Origin of the sequence: Hahella sp. KA22 (assembly GCF_004135205.1) — a bacterium.
Lineage (GTDB): Bacteria > Pseudomonadota > Gammaproteobacteria > Pseudomonadales > Oleiphilaceae > Hahella.
Genome location: NZ_CP035490.1, coordinates 924882 through 941796, shown reverse-complemented (window position 1 = coordinate 941796; position 16915 = coordinate 924882). Strand labels below are relative to the sequence as shown.

At 53.6% G+C, this 16915-nt stretch carries 16 protein-coding genes; 4 read left to right on the top strand and 12 right to left on the bottom strand.

Going from position 1 to position 16915, the window contains the following annotated elements; translation table 11 throughout:
• The first annotated feature begins 190 nt into the window (after positions 1-190).
• Positions 191-2356, top strand: coding sequence for an EAL domain-containing protein (locus tag EUZ85_RS04140; protein WP_127968054.1), 2166 nt, complete (start codon positions 191-193; stop codon positions 2354-2356).
• Between the two features lie 5 nt (positions 2357-2361).
• Here the strand turns inward: EUZ85_RS04140 and EUZ85_RS04135 are convergent, their stop codons facing one another.
• From EUZ85_RS04135 to EUZ85_RS04100, 8 genes are all read right to left on the bottom strand, one after another.
• Complete coding sequence (locus EUZ85_RS04135; protein ID WP_127968053.1) at positions 2362-2787, bottom strand: hypothetical protein; 426 nt, start codon at positions 2785-2787, stop codon at positions 2362-2364.
• A gap of 177 nt (positions 2788-2964) precedes the next feature.
• Complete coding sequence (locus EUZ85_RS04130) at positions 2965-3888, bottom strand: DUF4382 domain-containing protein (protein WP_164887177.1); 924 nt, start codon at positions 3886-3888, stop codon at positions 2965-2967.
• A gap of 532 nt (positions 3889-4420) precedes the next feature.
• On the bottom strand, positions 4421-5434 hold the full coding sequence (locus EUZ85_RS04125; RefSeq protein WP_127968051.1) for a cyclopropane-fatty-acyl-phospholipid synthase family protein: 1014 nt from the start codon (positions 5432-5434) through the stop codon (positions 4421-4423).
• Positions 5431-6210 (bottom strand): DUF1295 domain-containing protein, encoded by a 780-nt coding sequence (locus tag EUZ85_RS04120; protein ID WP_127968050.1) that lies wholly within the window; start codon positions 6208-6210, stop codon positions 5431-5433. Before EUZ85_RS04120 ends, EUZ85_RS04125 begins: the two co-directional genes overlap by 4 nt.
• Positions 6201-7439, bottom strand: coding sequence for a cyclopropane-fatty-acyl-phospholipid synthase family protein (locus tag EUZ85_RS04115; RefSeq protein WP_127968049.1), 1239 nt, complete (start codon positions 7437-7439; stop codon positions 6201-6203). Before EUZ85_RS04115 ends, EUZ85_RS04120 begins: the two co-directional genes overlap by 10 nt.
• Positions 7440-7483: 44 nt before the next feature.
• Complete coding sequence (locus EUZ85_RS04110; protein ID WP_127968048.1) at positions 7484-8278, bottom strand: DUF1365 domain-containing protein; 795 nt, start codon at positions 8276-8278, stop codon at positions 7484-7486.
• Positions 8262-9521 carry an NAD(P)/FAD-dependent oxidoreductase gene (locus EUZ85_RS04105; RefSeq protein ID WP_127968047.1) on the bottom strand — a complete coding sequence of 420 codons (1260 nt, stop codon included), beginning with the start codon at positions 9519-9521 and terminating at the stop codon, positions 8262-8264. Before EUZ85_RS04105 ends, EUZ85_RS04110 begins: the two co-directional genes overlap by 17 nt.
• Positions 9518-10468, bottom strand: a complete 951-nt coding sequence (locus EUZ85_RS04100) for an acyl-CoA desaturase (RefSeq protein WP_127968046.1) — start codon at positions 10466-10468, stop codon at positions 9518-9520. Before EUZ85_RS04100 ends, EUZ85_RS04105 begins: the two co-directional genes overlap by 4 nt.
• Before the next feature lie 216 nt (positions 10469-10684).
• Here EUZ85_RS04100 and EUZ85_RS04095 point away from each other — a divergent pair, with 216 nt between their 5' ends.
• Together EUZ85_RS04095 and EUZ85_RS04090 are read left to right on the top strand one after the other, a co-directional pair.
• Positions 10685-11251 carry a nuclear transport factor 2 family protein gene (locus tag EUZ85_RS04095; protein WP_127968045.1) on the top strand — a complete coding sequence of 189 codons (567 nt, stop codon included), beginning with the start codon at positions 10685-10687 and terminating at the stop codon, positions 11249-11251.
• Entirely contained in the window at positions 11248-11784 is a 537-nt protein-coding gene (locus EUZ85_RS04090; protein ID WP_127968044.1) for a chalcone isomerase family protein, read from the top strand. Before EUZ85_RS04095 ends, EUZ85_RS04090 begins: the two co-directional genes overlap by 4 nt.
• On the opposite strand, the gene EUZ85_RS04085 is transcribed toward EUZ85_RS04090, so the two are convergent.
• A complete protein-coding gene (locus EUZ85_RS04085; protein WP_127968043.1) occupies positions 11767-13311 on the bottom strand; it encodes an FMN-binding glutamate synthase family protein in 1545 nt (514 codons plus the stop codon). The two genes, EUZ85_RS04090 and EUZ85_RS04085, sit on opposite strands and share 18 nt — an antisense overlap.
• Positions 13312-13524: 213 nt before the next feature.
• Here EUZ85_RS04085 and rarD point away from each other — a divergent pair, with 213 nt between their 5' ends.
• On the top strand, positions 13525-14436 hold the full coding sequence (rarD, locus tag EUZ85_RS04080) for an EamA family transporter RarD (protein ID WP_127968042.1): 912 nt from the start codon (positions 13525-13527) through the stop codon (positions 14434-14436).
• An 86-nt stretch (positions 14437-14522) separates the two neighbouring features.
• On the opposite strand, the gene EUZ85_RS04075 is transcribed toward rarD, so the two are convergent.
• The 3 genes from EUZ85_RS04075 to EUZ85_RS04065 form a co-directional block, all read right to left on the bottom strand.
• Positions 14523-15017, bottom strand: a complete 495-nt coding sequence (locus tag EUZ85_RS04075) for a hypothetical protein (RefSeq protein WP_127968041.1) — start codon at positions 15015-15017, stop codon at positions 14523-14525.
• Positions 15018-15292: 275 nt separating this feature from the next.
• Positions 15293-15706 carry a hypothetical protein gene (locus EUZ85_RS04070; protein WP_127968040.1) on the bottom strand — a complete coding sequence of 138 codons (414 nt, stop codon included), beginning with the start codon at positions 15704-15706 and terminating at the stop codon, positions 15293-15295.
• Positions 15707-15899: 193 nt separating this feature from the next.
• The gene (locus tag EUZ85_RS04065) at positions 15900-16868 is read right to left on the bottom strand and encodes a M28 family peptidase (RefSeq protein ID WP_127968039.1); all 969 of its coding nucleotides are present in this window, start codon (positions 16866-16868) and stop codon (positions 15900-15902) included.
• Between the last annotated feature and the right edge of the window lie 47 nt (positions 16869-16915).

Sequence of the window (16915 nt, the reverse complement as noted above, 5' to 3'; positions counted from 1 at the left end):
CCGGTTAACCGGCCCTTTTTTTGCCCATCAGATTTTACTGACCACGCCAGACGCCTTCGGTCTTTGTCGATCAGGGCTGCGCCTGCTATTTTTTATTGATAAGTCTCACAATCCTGCAGGGTGCATTTTGTCCGCTAGAGCGTCTTATCACTTACTACTATCGCTACTCGTTTTTTGTCTGGGTTTTACAATGACGCTTTCCCTATGGTCGCGCATTGATATCGAAACCAGCGAAAGACGACAGCATGCCCTGGATTACCAGGCCGAATTTCTCAGCAAACGCATTACCCGCCAGTTTCTGGAGCAAGTGCGCGCGCTCGAGCGTCTCGCCGCTTACTGGGACAATAATGATGGCTTCAGCAAAGAAACGTGGCGCAAGAATGCGGAAGCGCTGCATAAAGATTTCCCTAACTTCAAAGCCATTGAATGGACAGATAAAAATTACGTTATTCAGTGGATAGAACCCATGGCCGGCAATGAACAGGCCCTGGGCTTCAACGTGGCCTTCAACGAGAGCCGACGCCGGGCTCTAGAAGCCGCCCGCGCGCAAGGCGACATCAACGCAACCCCGGTGATTACTCTGCAACAAGGCGGCCAAGGCGTGGTCGTCTATGCCCCCATCAGCAAAGGCGAGGACTTTCAGGGGTTTATAGTGGGTGTTTTCCTGGTGGAGCAGTTGCTGGGCAGCCTCATCTCGCCACAAGAAGAGGATCACTTCCATATACGGGTGTATGAGGAAGACAAATTGATATTCAGCAACAGCTCAGCTGACGTCAGTCCCGACACCAGCGCGGCGGCCGACTGGAAGCCCCTGCAGTTTTCCTGGCGCTTGAGCGTACAGCCAAAATCCGACTGGCTGCACAATTATTCATCTCCTCTTCCCGCCTTCGTCATGAGCGCAGGAACTGTTTCCTCAGCGTTGCTGGCCTGGGTTTGCTATCTCGCCATGTCTTTGGGCCGTCAACGCCGTTCGCTGCTCAGCGCCAATGAGTCCCTGCAAAGTGAAATCGCCAATCGACAAGAAGTGGAACAAACGCTGTCTCATGTCATCACCCATGACGCGCTGACCGGCTTGCCCAATCGATCTTTCTTTCAGGAGGACCTGGCTCAAGCCATTCTTCGCGCCCAGCGCGCAAACCGATATCTCGCCGTCATGCTGGTGGATCTGGATCAGTTCAAGAAAATCAACGACACCCTCACTCACAGCGCTGGCGACCAACTCGTAGTAGCGCTGACCAAACGTTTCAACACATTACTGGAAAGCGAAATCAGCATCGCCCGGGCCGGTGGCGACGAGTTTATGATATTGCTAGAGAACCCTGAATCTGTGGATGAGGTGATCGCAATCGCCAATCGCATCATGGCCTGCATGAAGCAGCCCTTCACGCTCAACGACGAAGAAGTCTTCATTACCTGCAGCATTGGCATCGCCGTCTATCCAGAAGGCGGCGTCAGCGCCGAAGACTTGATCCGCAACGCCGACGCCGCGCTCTATCGGGCCAAAGCGGCGGGACGCAACGGCTACCATTTCTACACCACAGGCATGCACGCGGAGGCGCTTAAGCGTCTCGAGCTGGACCGCTGGCTACGCGAAGCGATCGAGCGCAACGAGCTGAGCCTGGCGTTTCAACCAAAAGTGAATCTGAAGACCCGCGAGTACACTGGAGCCGAAGCGCTACTGCGCTGGTATCGTCCAGAACAGGGCTTCATCTCCCCGGCGGAGTTCATTCCCTTGGCGGAGGAAACGGGCTTAATAAAAGAATTGGGCATGTGGGTGGTGCGCCGAGCCTGCCAGCAATTGTCGGAATGGCGAGGCACCCCGTTGGGCAATATCCGGCTCGCGATCAACTTATCCGCCATTCAACTGGAAGACAAAGAGCTGGTCCACAAGATCGACGACCTCCTGCGGGAGTTCGACGTCCCTCCAAGGCAATTGGAGTTCGAGCTGACAGAAGAGGTTTTTATTCAGAACATTGAGTCCAACATGGCCCATCTCAACGAGCTGATTAAAATGGGCTTCCGTCTCTCCATCGACGACTTTGGCGTCGGCTACTCCTCCCTCGCCTATCTCAAACACTTCCCCATCTCATGCATCAAGATAGACCGAAGTTTTGTATCGCAATTGGAAACCAACGCGGATGACAGGGTGATCATTAACGCGGTCATCGCTATGGCGCATAACCTCAATCTGAGCGTCGTGGCGGAAGGTGTGGAAACAGAGGCTCAAGCCACCTATCTGCAAAAGCAGGGTTGCGATGAAGCTCAGGGATACCTGTTCGCCAAGCCTTTACCTCCAGATCAGTTGTACAAACTGGCCACGTCGCTGAGAAACGGGACCAGCCTGCAGCAGGGATAACGACTTTATTTAGCTGGCTCTACGTAGACCACAGGCTGTTCGCCGCTGTTATCCAAATAAAAGCTGTACATACCGGTTTCGGGTGGGTTGAATTTGAAGTTTTCAAAAACAGACGAGCAATTGGCCTTGGACTTCTTACCAAACTCCAACATCTGGTCTTCCTGAGACAGGAAGCCGCAATTAGTGCCGGCGCTCCAGGCTGCATCGCCAAATTTCAGTTCGTAGGGCTGTCCATCCGCCTTCAATTCCACGCTGGCGACATAAAGATCCGGTCCGGCCTTTTTGACCTTGTATTCATCCAGCGCATCCCACCATGCAAACTGTCCCCGCAGGTACAGCGACTGGCTGAGATCACGCTTGCCGCCCGTGGAGGCGCAACCGGCCAGCAATAGGGACGCGGCCAGAGCGGAAATAAGGATAGGCTTTTGCATTTTTAATTCTCCTGCAAAGTTGTTATTGGAAGTGTCGCAGTCAGAAACAAAATGCTCGGTGAAACGGGGCTAAGACACATCATCTATAACGCCACAGGAAGGGGCGTAGCGTCAGGAAGGAGAGGGAGTAGATTGAAGAGGCGCTTGAAGGCCTGTTTTGATCAAAGCAGACGCCGCTTATAGCGGCGTCGCAGAAGCATCCAGGGTTGCAGTCTTATCTCCGTCATCATTAACGACAACGACTGTGACCGTTTGTTCGGCAAAGGAAAACCCTTGGTCATTCAGCTCTGGATTGTCTTTGGGATTACAGCTGTACGCCAAGCGGTATGCGCCGTTGTCCGGATTCCAGATAACCGCCTTATACATGCCATTCTCCGGGTTCGCGGCGCTGGACAGCACGGCTGTCGCCACCGGATCTTTGTCGTCACCGTCGATATCGTCCAGAACCGCATGAGCGCCGGCGAACATATATATCGCGCCAGCATACTGGCCGGAGTCATCACAGTTCGCCGCCAGCAATTCAGGCGCAACATTGACGGTCAAAGAGCGCACGCTGTTCAAATCCACCGTTTTCAGTACGGGCTTCAGCTTGAACTGACGGTTGTTCTCAATGATGGAGCGTCTCAAATCCAGATCGATAAGAAAACCTTTGGGCTGTCCGGCGCTTACCAGAAACTCCCGGTCAATTTTCAGTCCATCCAGATTATCTTCGGGAATGGCCAGCTCATAGCGAGAGCCATCCGCTAACTCGATGTAGGAGTCGAAAATGCCGTCCAAACGAGCATTCACCATCAGACGCAACCATGAGTATGCGCCAATGCCCAGCTCCCCCTGCAACAGGGAAATACGATTTCCCGCCAGAGATTCTGACAACAAATCTATACTGCGCGGCTCTGCATATTCGTAGACGGAACGACCGTTTGACTGAGACTGGATCTCCACGCCGGTAAATTCAATGACCACCTTGGTCGCTCCATCCACCGGCGCATCGGTGATTTCGAGAGAAAACGGAGCCTTGTCCGCAGCGCTTTCATCCTGTCCGCAACCGAACAGACTTAGCGCGCCTACAAGAAACAAAAATTTAAGCACGAGTTTCAACATCGTCATTCTCCCCGCTCAAACTCCGGAGAAACGAAACCGGCCCGATTTCTGGGTTCTTCCATAGAATCTATCTAACCTTTTCTGCAAAATATTCGCGTTTGCGGCGGAAAAAGCGCCGGATACCCTGGCGACCAATACTGAAACCTATCCTGCTTACACGCGAATCATCCAACAAGCGGCGTATTTAACCCCATGATTGATGAAATTACGACCATCCATATGGACTATTTGGACGATCGTACCGCCTACACTCTCCGGACGAGCATTAATAATGGTCTTGATTATCATGAGGTTATAAAAGAGCGCCATTATTAAATCACCGCAAAGCCATGAACTTTCGCGCACAATGTAAGGATGTAGGTCAATTACAGATACATATTCATTTATATGTATATCGTTATTACATTTGGAGCGCCGAACGTACTTATTCCATTAAGACAAGGAAAGTCTATGAAGAAGGAAACGCTAATTTACATTGATGGCGGTAGCGACCAGCGCCAGGATCGCTACCGCAGGCAAGATCCAACGCGACTTATTGCTTCATAAAGAGATAATGGCCAACCTGCCATTCCGCCCCGGAGCGATAATTGAATAACTCCGCACACGCCATGAAGAACATGCGCCACCGTTGGGTCCAGAGATCGGCCTGCTCTTCTCCGTATGCGTCAGCGAAGATTTTCCTCACTTTGAATTCGTTGGCGTCCAGGTTCGCCAGCCAGGCTTCCGCCGTCGCGCCGTAATGACGTCCATTGAGCATCCACTGCTGCATCAGGCGCAGATTCTGCTGGAAATGACCAAACGTTCCCGCTGCGGGCATCAGTCCCCCAGTAAAGAAATATCTGCCCATCCAGTTATTGGCGCCTTCCGTTTCAAAGGGATAAAGCAGGTTGCGGTGGCAGAATATGTGAGCAAAGAACAACCCCGCCGGCGTCAACCATTGGCTGATCCGTTCGAATAGCGTCTGATAATTGCGCACATGCTCCAACATTTCCACGGAGACAATGCGATCAAAGGTTGTGGAAGGGCTAAACACATTCACATCGCAAGTCAGAATTTTAAGGTTGGGTAAACCGCGCAGGGCCGCCTGCTCTTCAATATATCTACGCTGTGATGAGGAGTTGGACACGCCGGTAATCTCCGCCTTGGGAAAAGCCTCCGCCAGCCACAGACTCAAAGACCCCCAACCACAACCCAAATCCAGAATACGCTGTCCATCGGCCAGCTGAGCCCGCTCAGCGTAAATAGCCAGCATTGCTTCCTCCGCCGCGGCAAGATCGCTCACCTCTTTGCCCCACCAGCAGGCGCTGTACTTCAAGCGCGGCCCTAAGACCAGACGATAAAACTCAGCGGGAACCTCATAATGCTGCTCGTTCGCCGCCCGGGTCTCTATGGCGATAGGGCCGTTGAGATAGCGGGCGATCCTTTCAAGCTCGCCGCTTCCCCGCTTGCGCTCCTGCATCAGACGTTGGCGACACAGGCGGCGAATGCCAAAGCGAATCAATGCGTCAGGCAACAAGCCTTTTTCCGCCAGTTCGATCATGCTCATGATTTTGGCCTCCAGGGTATAAACATGGGAGTGCGGCGTTGATAATCCCGATAATCCTCCCCCCGCGAACGCAACGCCTGTCGTTCGGTAAAAGGAATGCCGGTGACGAAATACAAGAAGACGAACATGAGCGCCGGCGCGCTCCAGAGCCAGAATCCCCAGGGAGATGCGGCGCCCAATAACGGATAAGCGAACCAATGCAGCCATTCAAAAAAGTAATTGGGATGCCGCGAATAACGCCATAGACCGTGCCGACAAGTTTTGCCCTGGTTTTGCGGATCGGCTTTAAACGCCGCGAGCTGCCGATCCGCCAGGGTTTCGCCGAGCCAGGCGACGACGACCAGGAGAAGCGACGCCGCATACAGGGCCGCCGGTGGTTCCTGGGCCTGACTGATCACCCAGGCCGGCAGTGCGAACAACCACACCCAGAACGCCTGCATCATGTACATTCCCAGAAATACACTCCGCCAGCGATCTCCCGCCCACACACGTAAAGCGGCGTAACGTCCATCCTCCTCTGCTCCTGCGACTCTGCCAGCCAAGTGCAACGACAGTCGTCCGAACCACACCAGATAAATCAACGCCACCGTCAGACGTAACGACAGATCGCCAGTTCCCACCAGGGCATACAAGGCCCCGGTGACGCCTACGCCGGCCGCCCACCAAACGTCGACCCAGCCTGCATTACGGCTCTGGATTTGCCACAGATATCCAACAAAGAACACAGCCGCCAGACAGACCGGCGACCACCATAGCAGCGTCAGACTCACAGCCATTGCTCGCGCCGACTATCGGGTTTGGCGAACAGCATCTGCACATTGGAGATCGCCCGTTCGCGAAAGCCGCCTTCACAATAGCAAAGATAAAACTCCCACATGCGAATAAAGCGTTCGTCAAAACCCTGCTCACGCACTTGCGGCAGATTCCGCAAGAAACGACTGCGCCACTCCTGCAAAGTGAGGGCGTAGCTTTCCCCGATATCCTCCAGATTAAACAGACGCAGACCGGCACTGGCGGCGCTCTGCGTCAGCACGGACACACAGGGGATAAAGCTGCCGGGGAAAATATAACGCTTGATGAAGTCCACATGCCTCAGCGCTTTCTCGTAGCGATTGTCGTCGATGGTGATCGCTTGAATCAGCCCCAGACCCTCATCCTTCAACAGGCCGCTGACTTGACGGAAGTAGCCATCCAGAAACTGATGCCCCACCGCTTCCACCATTTCAATGGAGACCAATTTGTCATAGCGGCCTTCCAGTTTGCGATAGTCCTGCAACAGCACTGACACCCGGTCTTGCAGTCCCGCCTGCTGGACCTGCTCCGCCACAGCGGCGTGCTGTTCGAAAGAAATGGTCGCCGTGGTCACCTTGCAGCCATATTCCCGGGCGGCGTACAAGGCCATGCCTCCCCAGCCGGAACCAATTTCAAGCAAGTGGTCGTTTGGCGTTAACGCCAGCTTGCGGCAAATACGCTCCAGCTTGGCTCTCGAGGCCTGTTCCAGGGATTCCTCACCGGTGACATACACTGCAGAGGAATACATCATGCTTTCATCCAGAAACAGGCTGAAAAAGTCATTACCGAGGTCATAGTGCGCCGCGATATTTTTACGGGAGCCCTGCAGCGTATTGCGGTTGAAGCTGTGCCAAAGCTTGCTCAATGCCCCCGGCAGGCGCGCCAGGCCGGATTCCAGCTGCTCCAATCGAGCGCGGTTACGCAGCAACAAGCGCACCAGCGCAGTCAGGTCCGGTGACGTCCAAGACCCAGCCATCCAGGCTTCAGCCAGGCCATTGACGCCCCCTGTCAGCGCGACGCGGTAAAAGTCAGGGTTTGCGACGTCTATTCTGGCGCGTAGAGCATCCCGCCCAGGCGAACCGAAAACGCGACTGTCTCCGTCGCCGTAAAGCTCCAGTTCCCCGTCTTGTATACCCGAGCACAGACGGTATAAAGCCTGTTTCCAAAAACGTTCGGGCAATAGTAAGGGTTTGCTGATCGCACTCGCCCACATAGTTATGTCTCCAGCTATTTGAACCATCAAGGCTTAACGCCGATTTAAACCGTCTCCTGATTCATCCGCTTTCTCACCCCCCGCGCCTTTTTATCGGGATGGGGATAGAAAGGGACGTCTTTGCGCCAAAGTGAAAACGCCTGCCGATAAATCGCTATCGCGACAGTGACGCACATAAAGGGAAATTTAAGCGGTGCGCGCCATGCGCTGGCGACAGTCAGGGGCTTCTTCACCAGCCCCAGGCTGGCGTCAAACACCGCTGCGCCGTTTTCCAATAAACGCATGTGCGTCCAAACCCGTTGCTCATCCAGGCGAAATCGCCATTCATATTTCAGCGCCATCGGCATGAACGGCGACACATGAAACGCCTTATCAAAGCTGAAAGTGAGCGCCTGCCCCTGCAACCGTTGCGGCGTCAGCGGCAACACATAGGAATGCCGTTCGTTCCAGGGCGTGTTGTTGATCTCCGCGACGATGGCGTACAACTCTTCCTGTTGGTTAAAGCAGAAGTAAAACGAGACAGGGTTGAAGCAAAACCCCCAGGAGCGTAAATGGGTCAGCAGGCGAATAGCGCCAGACTGCTGGGCCACGCCAGCTTCCTGCAGACGTTCATATACAGCCTGTTTTAAGTCAGGAATGTCTCGACGCAGATAATCTGAACGCCGGTACTGCATCAAATTGAAGCCTCGGCTGGACCAAAAAGGCAGAGCATTAATTTCCTCCAACTCATCCAAATCCAGCCAGGTCATGCTGATGCGATACTCAAAATGATGCGACGCCGGCGAATAGCGGCGATGCCGCACTTTGCCTTCACAGATTGCGCTATGCCGCAACGCCATACCGCCTCCGCTGGATCAGGGACACGACATCCAACGCGCTACGCACGCCATCTTCATGGAATCCCCAGCCCCAATATGCGCCACAGTAATAGGTATTACGGCGCCCATTGATTTCTTCGCGGCGCGCTTGAGCAGCCAGCGTTTCATGGGTGTAGACAGGGTGCGCATAGGTGCGGCGGGCGTAGACTTTTTCAGGGGCGATCGGGAAAGTCGGATTCAATGTCACAATTACAGGCGTCTCGCAAGTAAGGCCTTGTAGCGAGTTCATCCAATAGCTGACAGAACAATGCTGCGCCGCCTGCTGCGGAATAAAGGCGTTCCAACTCGCCCAGGCGGCGCGTTTCGACGGCATGACGCGCGTATCAGAATGCACTACCGCCAGGTTGTCCTGATAGGGAATCGCGCCCAAGACCTCACATTCCGTTCGATCTGAGTCTTTAAGCAGAGCCAGCGCCTGATCACTATGACAGGCGAAGACGACAACGTCATAATTTTCAGCGCCATATCGCTCCGAGTGCACCATCACGGAGTCTCCGCAACGGGATACCACGGCGACCGGACAAGACAGACGCACCCGGCGGCCAAGCACTGCCTGAATGCGTTTTACATATTGCTGCGAACCGCCCTGCACGACTTTCCATTGCGGCCGACCGCGTAATTGCAACATGCGATGGTTATCCATGAAGGAGATGAAGAAACGAAACGGGAAGGCCTCAATTATTCGCGCAGACGCAGACCAAAGCGCGCATGCCATGGGCACAATGTGGTTGTCGATAAACGCGCGGCTATAACCATCCTGACGTAAAAACTCGCCCAACGTCAGATCGGCATCAACTTCCAAAGCCCGTCTCGGCGCTTCTGTGTAAAAACGCATGAGATCTTTGAGCATCCGATAAAAGTCTGGACGCATCAGGTTGCGCTTCTGCGCCAGTAATCGATTCAGACCCGCCGCGCCATACTCCATGCCCGTCGCCTCATTGACTGCGCTGAAACTCATGTCGCTGTCGCGCCATTGCACGCCTAACTCTCGCAGCATGTCGCAGAATCTGGGGTAATTGTGTTCATTAAACACAATAAAGCCGGAATCAACCGCCACATCCTGACCATCCAACCGGAGAGAATGCGTATCGGTGTGGCCGCCTGGACGCCCATTCGCTTCGAACAACGTCACTTCATGATTTTTATGCAGATAATAAGCTGCGGTGAGGCCGGAGACTCCGCCGCCGATGATCGCGATGTTCATCTGCGGCCTCCGTTCAGCGTCAGGCCTGAGATTTCAGGTTTATGCGCCCACTTCTTATGTTCAGGGACATCTCTGAGATCCCAGATCAAGCCTGCCGCCGCCATCAATCGCAACAGGTAATAGCTCAGATCCAGCTCCCACCAAAAGAACCCCTGGCGTGCGCTGCCGGAATAGTGATGATGATTGTTGTGCCAACCCTCCCCCAGAGTCAGCAGCGCCAGAATAAAATTATTGCGGGAGTCGTCACCCGTCTCATATCGCTGCGTCCCCCAGCGATGGGCGAGAGAATTAATGGCCAGGGTCGCGTGAATCAACACCACTGTGGAAATAAAATACCCCCACACCAACATTTGCCAGCCATTGGTTTGCAGTTGCGGAGCCATATAGGCAAGTCCTTCGCCCAGACACCACATGCCGAAACCGAAAGCCAGGGGCACGCACATATCAAACCGATCAAGCCAGCGTAATTCGGGATACTGACTGAAATCCTTCACCAGATTCAGCGGCGCCTTAAAGTATTTTCCTCCCAGAAACCAGCCAGCATGACTGCGCCAAAAGCCATGTCTGGGCGAGTGTGGGTCTGCTTCAGTGTCGGAAGTACGGTGATGATGGCGATGATGCGCCGACCACCAAAGCGGACCGCGCTGAGTAGCGGAGGCTCCCAGTACAGCGAAAACAAACTGCACGGGACGGCTGGTGCGAAAGGACTTATGAGCAAAATATCGGTGATAAAACGCTGTGATGGCGAACATGCGCACCAGATAAGCGCCAACCGCCACCCACACCGCTACAGGACTCCAGCCCACCCAAAGCGTTGCAAGGCAGGCCAGGTGAATGCCGACGAACGGCCAGACTCTGCGCCAGTCCACAGCGTCCTGACCTACATCTACCGACAATCCTTTGCGGTCATTATCAATCCAGCTCAATAACCTGCCCAAGCCTTGCATATTAAAATCTGTCCTCAGTTGAGAGAGTCGCCGCTGTCATCGCCAATATCTTACGAACGAAGAAGCGGTTTGGTTTGCAGGCGGGATTTTATAACTGTCTTGATCAGGTTCGGCGAGTCTTCAACGTCATCATCGCCGGCCATGGCAAAACTGAATCTCGTCCAGCGTCGTAAAGCTTAGCATCAAGTACATGGAAACCTTTCAGGAATTGACGTTATGGCACTTCTCCGCACCAGCTTGACCGCCGCCTTCGCAGGATTACTGAGCGCCTGCTCCAGTTCAGGTCCGTTGACGCCCCATCAGGATTATTTAACCGCAGCGGGTTCCGACACTTTCTCTTCCATTGAGCAGGAGCCGCGACTGCAAGGCTTCATAGCGCTCATGAATAATTTCACGCCAGACAGTATCCCCGCCGCCGTCGAGCGCGCTTACGCGAAGACATTTTATTTCAATGACACCTTTCACAGCTTGCAGGAGCGGGAGGACCTGACGCGCTACTTCGTCGCGATGGCGGAGAAAGCCTCCACGTCAGTACAGTTCCTAGACTTTGCATCGACCGGCGATGACATCCTGCTGCGCTGGACCATGACCTTAAAGTTCAAAGTCTGGTGGAAGCAGATCGAAGTCACCTCCATCGGTGTCTCTCATCTACGCTTCAATGCTCAAGGAGAGATCGTTCTTCATCAGGATTACTGGGACAGCGCTGAGGGTTTTTACTATCACCTTCCGCTGGTCGGAGGCGTCCTGCAGAAGATTCGCGGCGGCGTGGGGGCAAACCAGTGAAAACCCGCCTGCTGCTCATTCTGGCGCTAACCGTTCCAAAGATTTGGGCTTCAGACTCAGTTAGATTTCCCTCAACACAGCAGGTTGCTGACGCGACTTTACAACGCTGCGGCGTCGCCGAGTTAAAGGCCTACCGACTGTTCACCGTTGGCGCCGCCGCTCTCTATCGTGAGAACTGCGCAACATCCTGGCGACAGGACACACAGGAAAGTCGCGTGATGCTGTTTCGTTATGAACGCAACATCCCCGCCCACGCCTTTACGGAAAGTGCGGAAACCTTGTTGCGTCGCAACCAATCCTTGCCTGAAAACGCCAGCGCCCTGCGCCAATTCCATTCCAGCTATCGCGATGTAAGTGATGGCGACCAGTATCGCCTGGAGTATCAAGCTAACGATGGCCTGCGCCTGTTGCTCAACGATCAGGAGCTGGCGCGCCTGCGGGAGGAGCCGCTGGCGCACGCCTACTTCAATATCTGGCTGGGCCGACGCCCTTTTGATGAGTCGCTGAAACAGCGCTTACTCGGACTGGACTAACTTAACCACTTCCTCCGCGTACTCCGGACGCACCTGACGCGTAGGAAACAGTGTTTCCAGGGACGTAGAGAAACTGCTGTCGTTAATAATATGGGCGTGATAGCGACGCAGCTCCCTGGGTTCGCGCACACCGCAAGAGTGGGCGATCACTCCCACTTCATAGGCCATTTTCTTGGCGTAATTAGCGACGCGGACGGCTTTGTTGGCGGGGTCGAGGCCTTTCTGCAACTCTGGATCATGAGTGGTGACCCCAGTCGGACAGGTATTCTTATTGCATTGCAGCGCCTGAATGCATCCCAAAGCGAACATGTATCCTCGCGCGGAAACAATGAAATCCGCCCCCATACACAATGCCCAGGCGACGCCGGAGGGCGTAATGAGCTTGCCGGAGCAAATGACTTTAATACGGTGTCGCAAGCCGTATTCCATTAGTTTATCCACCACTAAAGGCAGACTTTCTTTGATGGTCAGCCCTACATAGTCAATCAGGCTCTGCGGCGCAGCTCCCGTGCCTCCGTCCGCGCTATCGATGGTGATAAAGTCCGGCGCATATTCAAGCCCACGTTCATGAATACGTTTGAATAAAGTGTCGAGAAAGCCATAAGCGCCAATCACCGCTTTGAATCCCACAGGCTTACCGGTGACTTCACGGATGTGATGAATCATATCCATCAGATCATCCACATTGCGGATTTCTGGATGGCCGTTGGGACTGATAGAGGATTTACCCTCAGGGATGCCCCGGATAGCCGCAATTTCTTCCGTCACTTTGCCGCCGGGAAGAATGCCGCCTTTACCAGGTTTGGCGCCCTGGCTCATCTTGACCTCAAACATTCTTACCTGCTCGTGCGACGCGATCTGCAACAGCTTCTCGTCGCTCAGCGCACCCTCTTCGTTGCGAGCGCCATATTTAGCCGTACCAATTTGAAACACCAGGTCGCAGCCGCCTTCCAAATGGTATTTGGTGAGCCCGCCTTCGCCGGTATTCATCCACACGCCCGCCTCTTTAGCGCCGTGTGACAAGGCCAGGACCGCTGGACGCGAGATTGCGCCGTAACTCATGCCGGAGATATTGAAAATGGAACTGGTGCTGTATGGCGTACGCGCAAAGCCTTCTCCCAAGGTGATCTCCTTTGGCGGCACGGCGTCTTCCTCCAGCGTGGGGAAAGGACAGTTCAAAAATATGACTTCGCCCGCATGAGTGAGATTACGGGTTGAGCCAAACGCCACCGTGTTATCGACATTTTTCGCGGAACGATAAACCCAGGCCCGCTCCGCGCGATTGAAAGGCAATTCTTCACGGTCCATGGCGAAAAAATACTGCCGAAAGAATTCGCCAAGGTGTTCGAAAAAATAGCGGAAACGCCCGATCACCGGAAAATTACGGCGAATCGCGTGTTTCTTCTGGGTAATATCGATGACATAGGCGATCAACACCCAAACCACCAGCATGGCGATCACCGCAGCACCGAAAAAGGTGGCGATTTCAACCAAGGTAAATGTCAGATTTCGGATTGCGTCGGGCATCGCAGCAGTCTCCATATTCGGCGGGTTGCGTAATTACGCCTGATTTTAGCAGCAAGCGGGAACCGGTTACGGTTATTGGACAAATTATGCAACGCTCCAGTTCCTCTCGCCACCGAATCACACCCGGAATGAGTCCAAGGTAAATCCTAGCTTGCCAGTCAGTCTTTTCATCAGCATAGTAACCAGTCCCTACCTTTGCCTCTGCAGGAACCCATGAGCGCATCGTCAACACAACCGTCTTCGTCCAACGGCGCTTTAGCCGCGCTGGGAGCTTTCCTCCTTTGGGGATTCATGCCCATTTATTTCAAGCAACTGAGCCATATGCCCGCTCTGGAAATCCTGGGGCATCGCATCGTCTGGTCCAGCGTGTTGACTGTATTGCTGTGCGCCGTCAGCGGCCGCTTGATGGCAGTGCGCGCAGGACTGCTCGAATGGCGTAAATTGCGGTGGCTGGCATTGTCGGCGTTATTGGTGGGCGGCAACTGGCTGCTGTTCATCTGGGCCGTGAACAACAATCATTTGACGGAAGCCAGTCTCGGCTATTACATCAACCCACTGGTCAACATGCTGTTGGGTTATCTGTTTCTGGGGGAACGCCTGACTTTCCTGCAACGCATCGCCGCCGCCCTTGCTGTGGGTGGAGTATTACTGGAGATCGTCGCCTTTGGCTCCCTGCCCTGGATTGCTGTTGTACTGGCGCTCTCCTTTGGCTTCTACGGCTTATTGCGCAAGCAGGTGGCGGTGGACGCCGTCAGCGGACTGTGCGTGGAGACGTGCCTGCTGGCGCCGGCTGCGCTGATTTACATGTGGACCTCCGCGTCCCCCGCCAGCAACATGCTCAGCAACGACGCTTACCACAACTTGTTGCTGTTCGCAGCAGGACCCGCAACGACCTTGCCGCTGTTGCTGTTCATCATCGCCAGCCGCAGGCTGACTTTGACCATCCTCGGCTTCTTCCAATACCTCGGCCCCAGCATCATGTTCATCCTGGCGATCACGCTCTATCAGGAGCCTGTACCCCAGGGTAAATGGATCACTTTCGTCATTATCTGGTGCGCCTTGGCGCTGGTGTCATGGGACGCGATGATGCGCTATCGCTCACGCCGACTGGCGCCAGTGGCGTAACGCTTTCTGCGCCTGATACAAAGAAATGATCGAAGAGGGGAATAGACGCAGCGGGCGGGGTTTCACCCGCTGCGAGGCAGGGAGTCTTAATTAATCCGCACCAGGGAATCGCGCTCGATATCTGAAAGCTGATCAATAGATACGATAGTCAGATCGCCGTTATTTGGCGCAGAAGCATACTTCTGCTCCAAAACTGTCGCCTGCCCTTCAGGCAGCTTCCACATGGCGCCAGTGATCGGGTCGACGATCAGCATTCCTATTACGCCGCCCAGCAAAATATTGCCGAAGTACCAGCCATCCAGCTTACTTTCCAGCATAACGGTCTTGTCGTCATAGCCGTCCTTGTGGAATTTCACCCGATATTTCGCTTTTTGAAAGTAGCTCTCGCCAGCGCTCAAGGTTACCGTCGCAGGCGTGCGGCCCGCATGAATCTCGTTGCCATTTAAATCTTCAATGACGAACTGCGCGTCGGAGGGTGAGCTGCTGATCGCTACGGGATAGCTGCTGTCGCTGACAATACTCGCGCAGCCAGTGGAAAGAAGAAATGAAGTTAGAACCGACGCTACCACTACCTTTTTCATAGATATTCCTGAGATGACTTATGTACGAATGCTATTTGATAATCCGCCATACAACCGACCACGCCAGCGGTGAAAACCACCCGTTATCATCAAAAGCTGCAGGCTACCGTTAGATGCGCCCTTCACCTCGGTCAAACCAGATGAAGCAACAACACGGAGGCCATTATGTACATGCAAGCTGAATTGAAACTGAATGGAGAATTTTTATCAGGAGTCGATCAATTTATGTGATATGCGCTCTATTAAATTCATAATAAATGAGAGAAGGATAATTTCTACTCCTTACTACACTGGAATGACCCAAAGTGTTTACCACTCACTGGTAGCTGGCATTCAAAAAGAGCAGACTGACCTTCAATAAAGAAATATTCGAAAACAATACTGATATGAGTATCCCCGACAATCACTTTTTCCACAAAAGCTCCGCTTGAATCCCTCAGACTCAGCGTTTCAACGCGATACGGCAGCTCACCGACGGTCAACGTCTGTAGGGGCTCAAAATCAGGGCGTGATAATATTTCGAATTGAATGATAGGATTGATCTCCATATTGTGCTGAACAATCCTAACAACTTGGCCATTCACAATTTTGGTCTGAACCTGACTTACTGAAGCCGGGATACCGGTAGTCTCAGCCAGCGCTGAGCGGACAATGAACGTCAGAAGCAAAAAGCATAATGATCTGGTCATATCCTATAAATCTGACCATATTTATCAAAAATACAATTCGATACAATTATCGCCTTAAACTTAAATGCAAAAAGATGCATCGCACTTTCATTTATGAACATTTCACGCCTTCTTAATTCACCCTCTCAAACGTCATCAAAACTGCCTCTTTATCATTTAGAGAAAAGTATTTTGACTGCAGGTTAAGCATACCTTATCGGAGTTTAGACACTCCATTAAAAACACCATCCACAACCATCGCCATACGCTCATAGTCCAGCGTATCCCAGGTATCTTGGTCCGTATGGTAGGCGCTATTGCGGTAGAATGCGGTGTCGGTCACCATGACCGCAGGGTAGTCGTGAAACCAGTAGTTAATGTGGTCGGAGAAGTCGACACCGGCCAGGAAGGCGGGCCCGAGCATAGACTCTACAGGCAGGGGCGTGGCTTGCAGCATGCCGGTTTTCAATGCGCGGACGTCGCTGTGTCCGCCAAGATTAGAGACAACGGCGATAAAGTTAGCCCTGTCCGGGTAAAACGCATTCAATCTGGCTAAAGGGTATCGTTGGCTGCCGGCTTGCTCGGAGAAATAGCCGATCATTTCCAGACAGATCATCAATCTGACTTCCGCAGCCTTCTCTCTCAGAGATTGTGCGTGATGGAAACTCCCCATATCGTCAGTGCGAAAGTACGGCGGTTCCTCCAAAGCGTACGCGACCAGTTCCACCTGGATTGGCGGCGGTTGAGCGGCGAAAAGTCTGGCCAGCTCAAGCAGTCCGGCGACGCCGCTGGCGTTGTCGTCTGCGCCGGGCAGGCCTTTAAATGCATCATAATGAGCGCCAATGACGATGACTGGACCATTGTCGTCACCCGGGCCGAACTTCGCCGATATATTTTGATATTCTATTCCCCACACGCCATAGGGTTGCGCCTCAACTCTATCCGTATGCTGTTGAAATTGCGCCTGGATATAACCCGCGGACGCCGCCAGTTCATCAGCGTCCTCAGAGCGGGGAGGCAACTCCTCAGCAAGCGTTCTTACATGCCGTCGCAATGTGTCAGCGCTGGCCATCGGCTGGTAGCTCTCGGGCGACGCAACAAAGAAGACGGGAACAGTGATGAAATACCAGAACGCAAACAGCGAAGCTGCCAGCGCCAGCACGAAACACAGCAGACGTTTCATAAACGAAATAACTTCATACCTTGAAGAGAAAATATAAGAATGCGAGC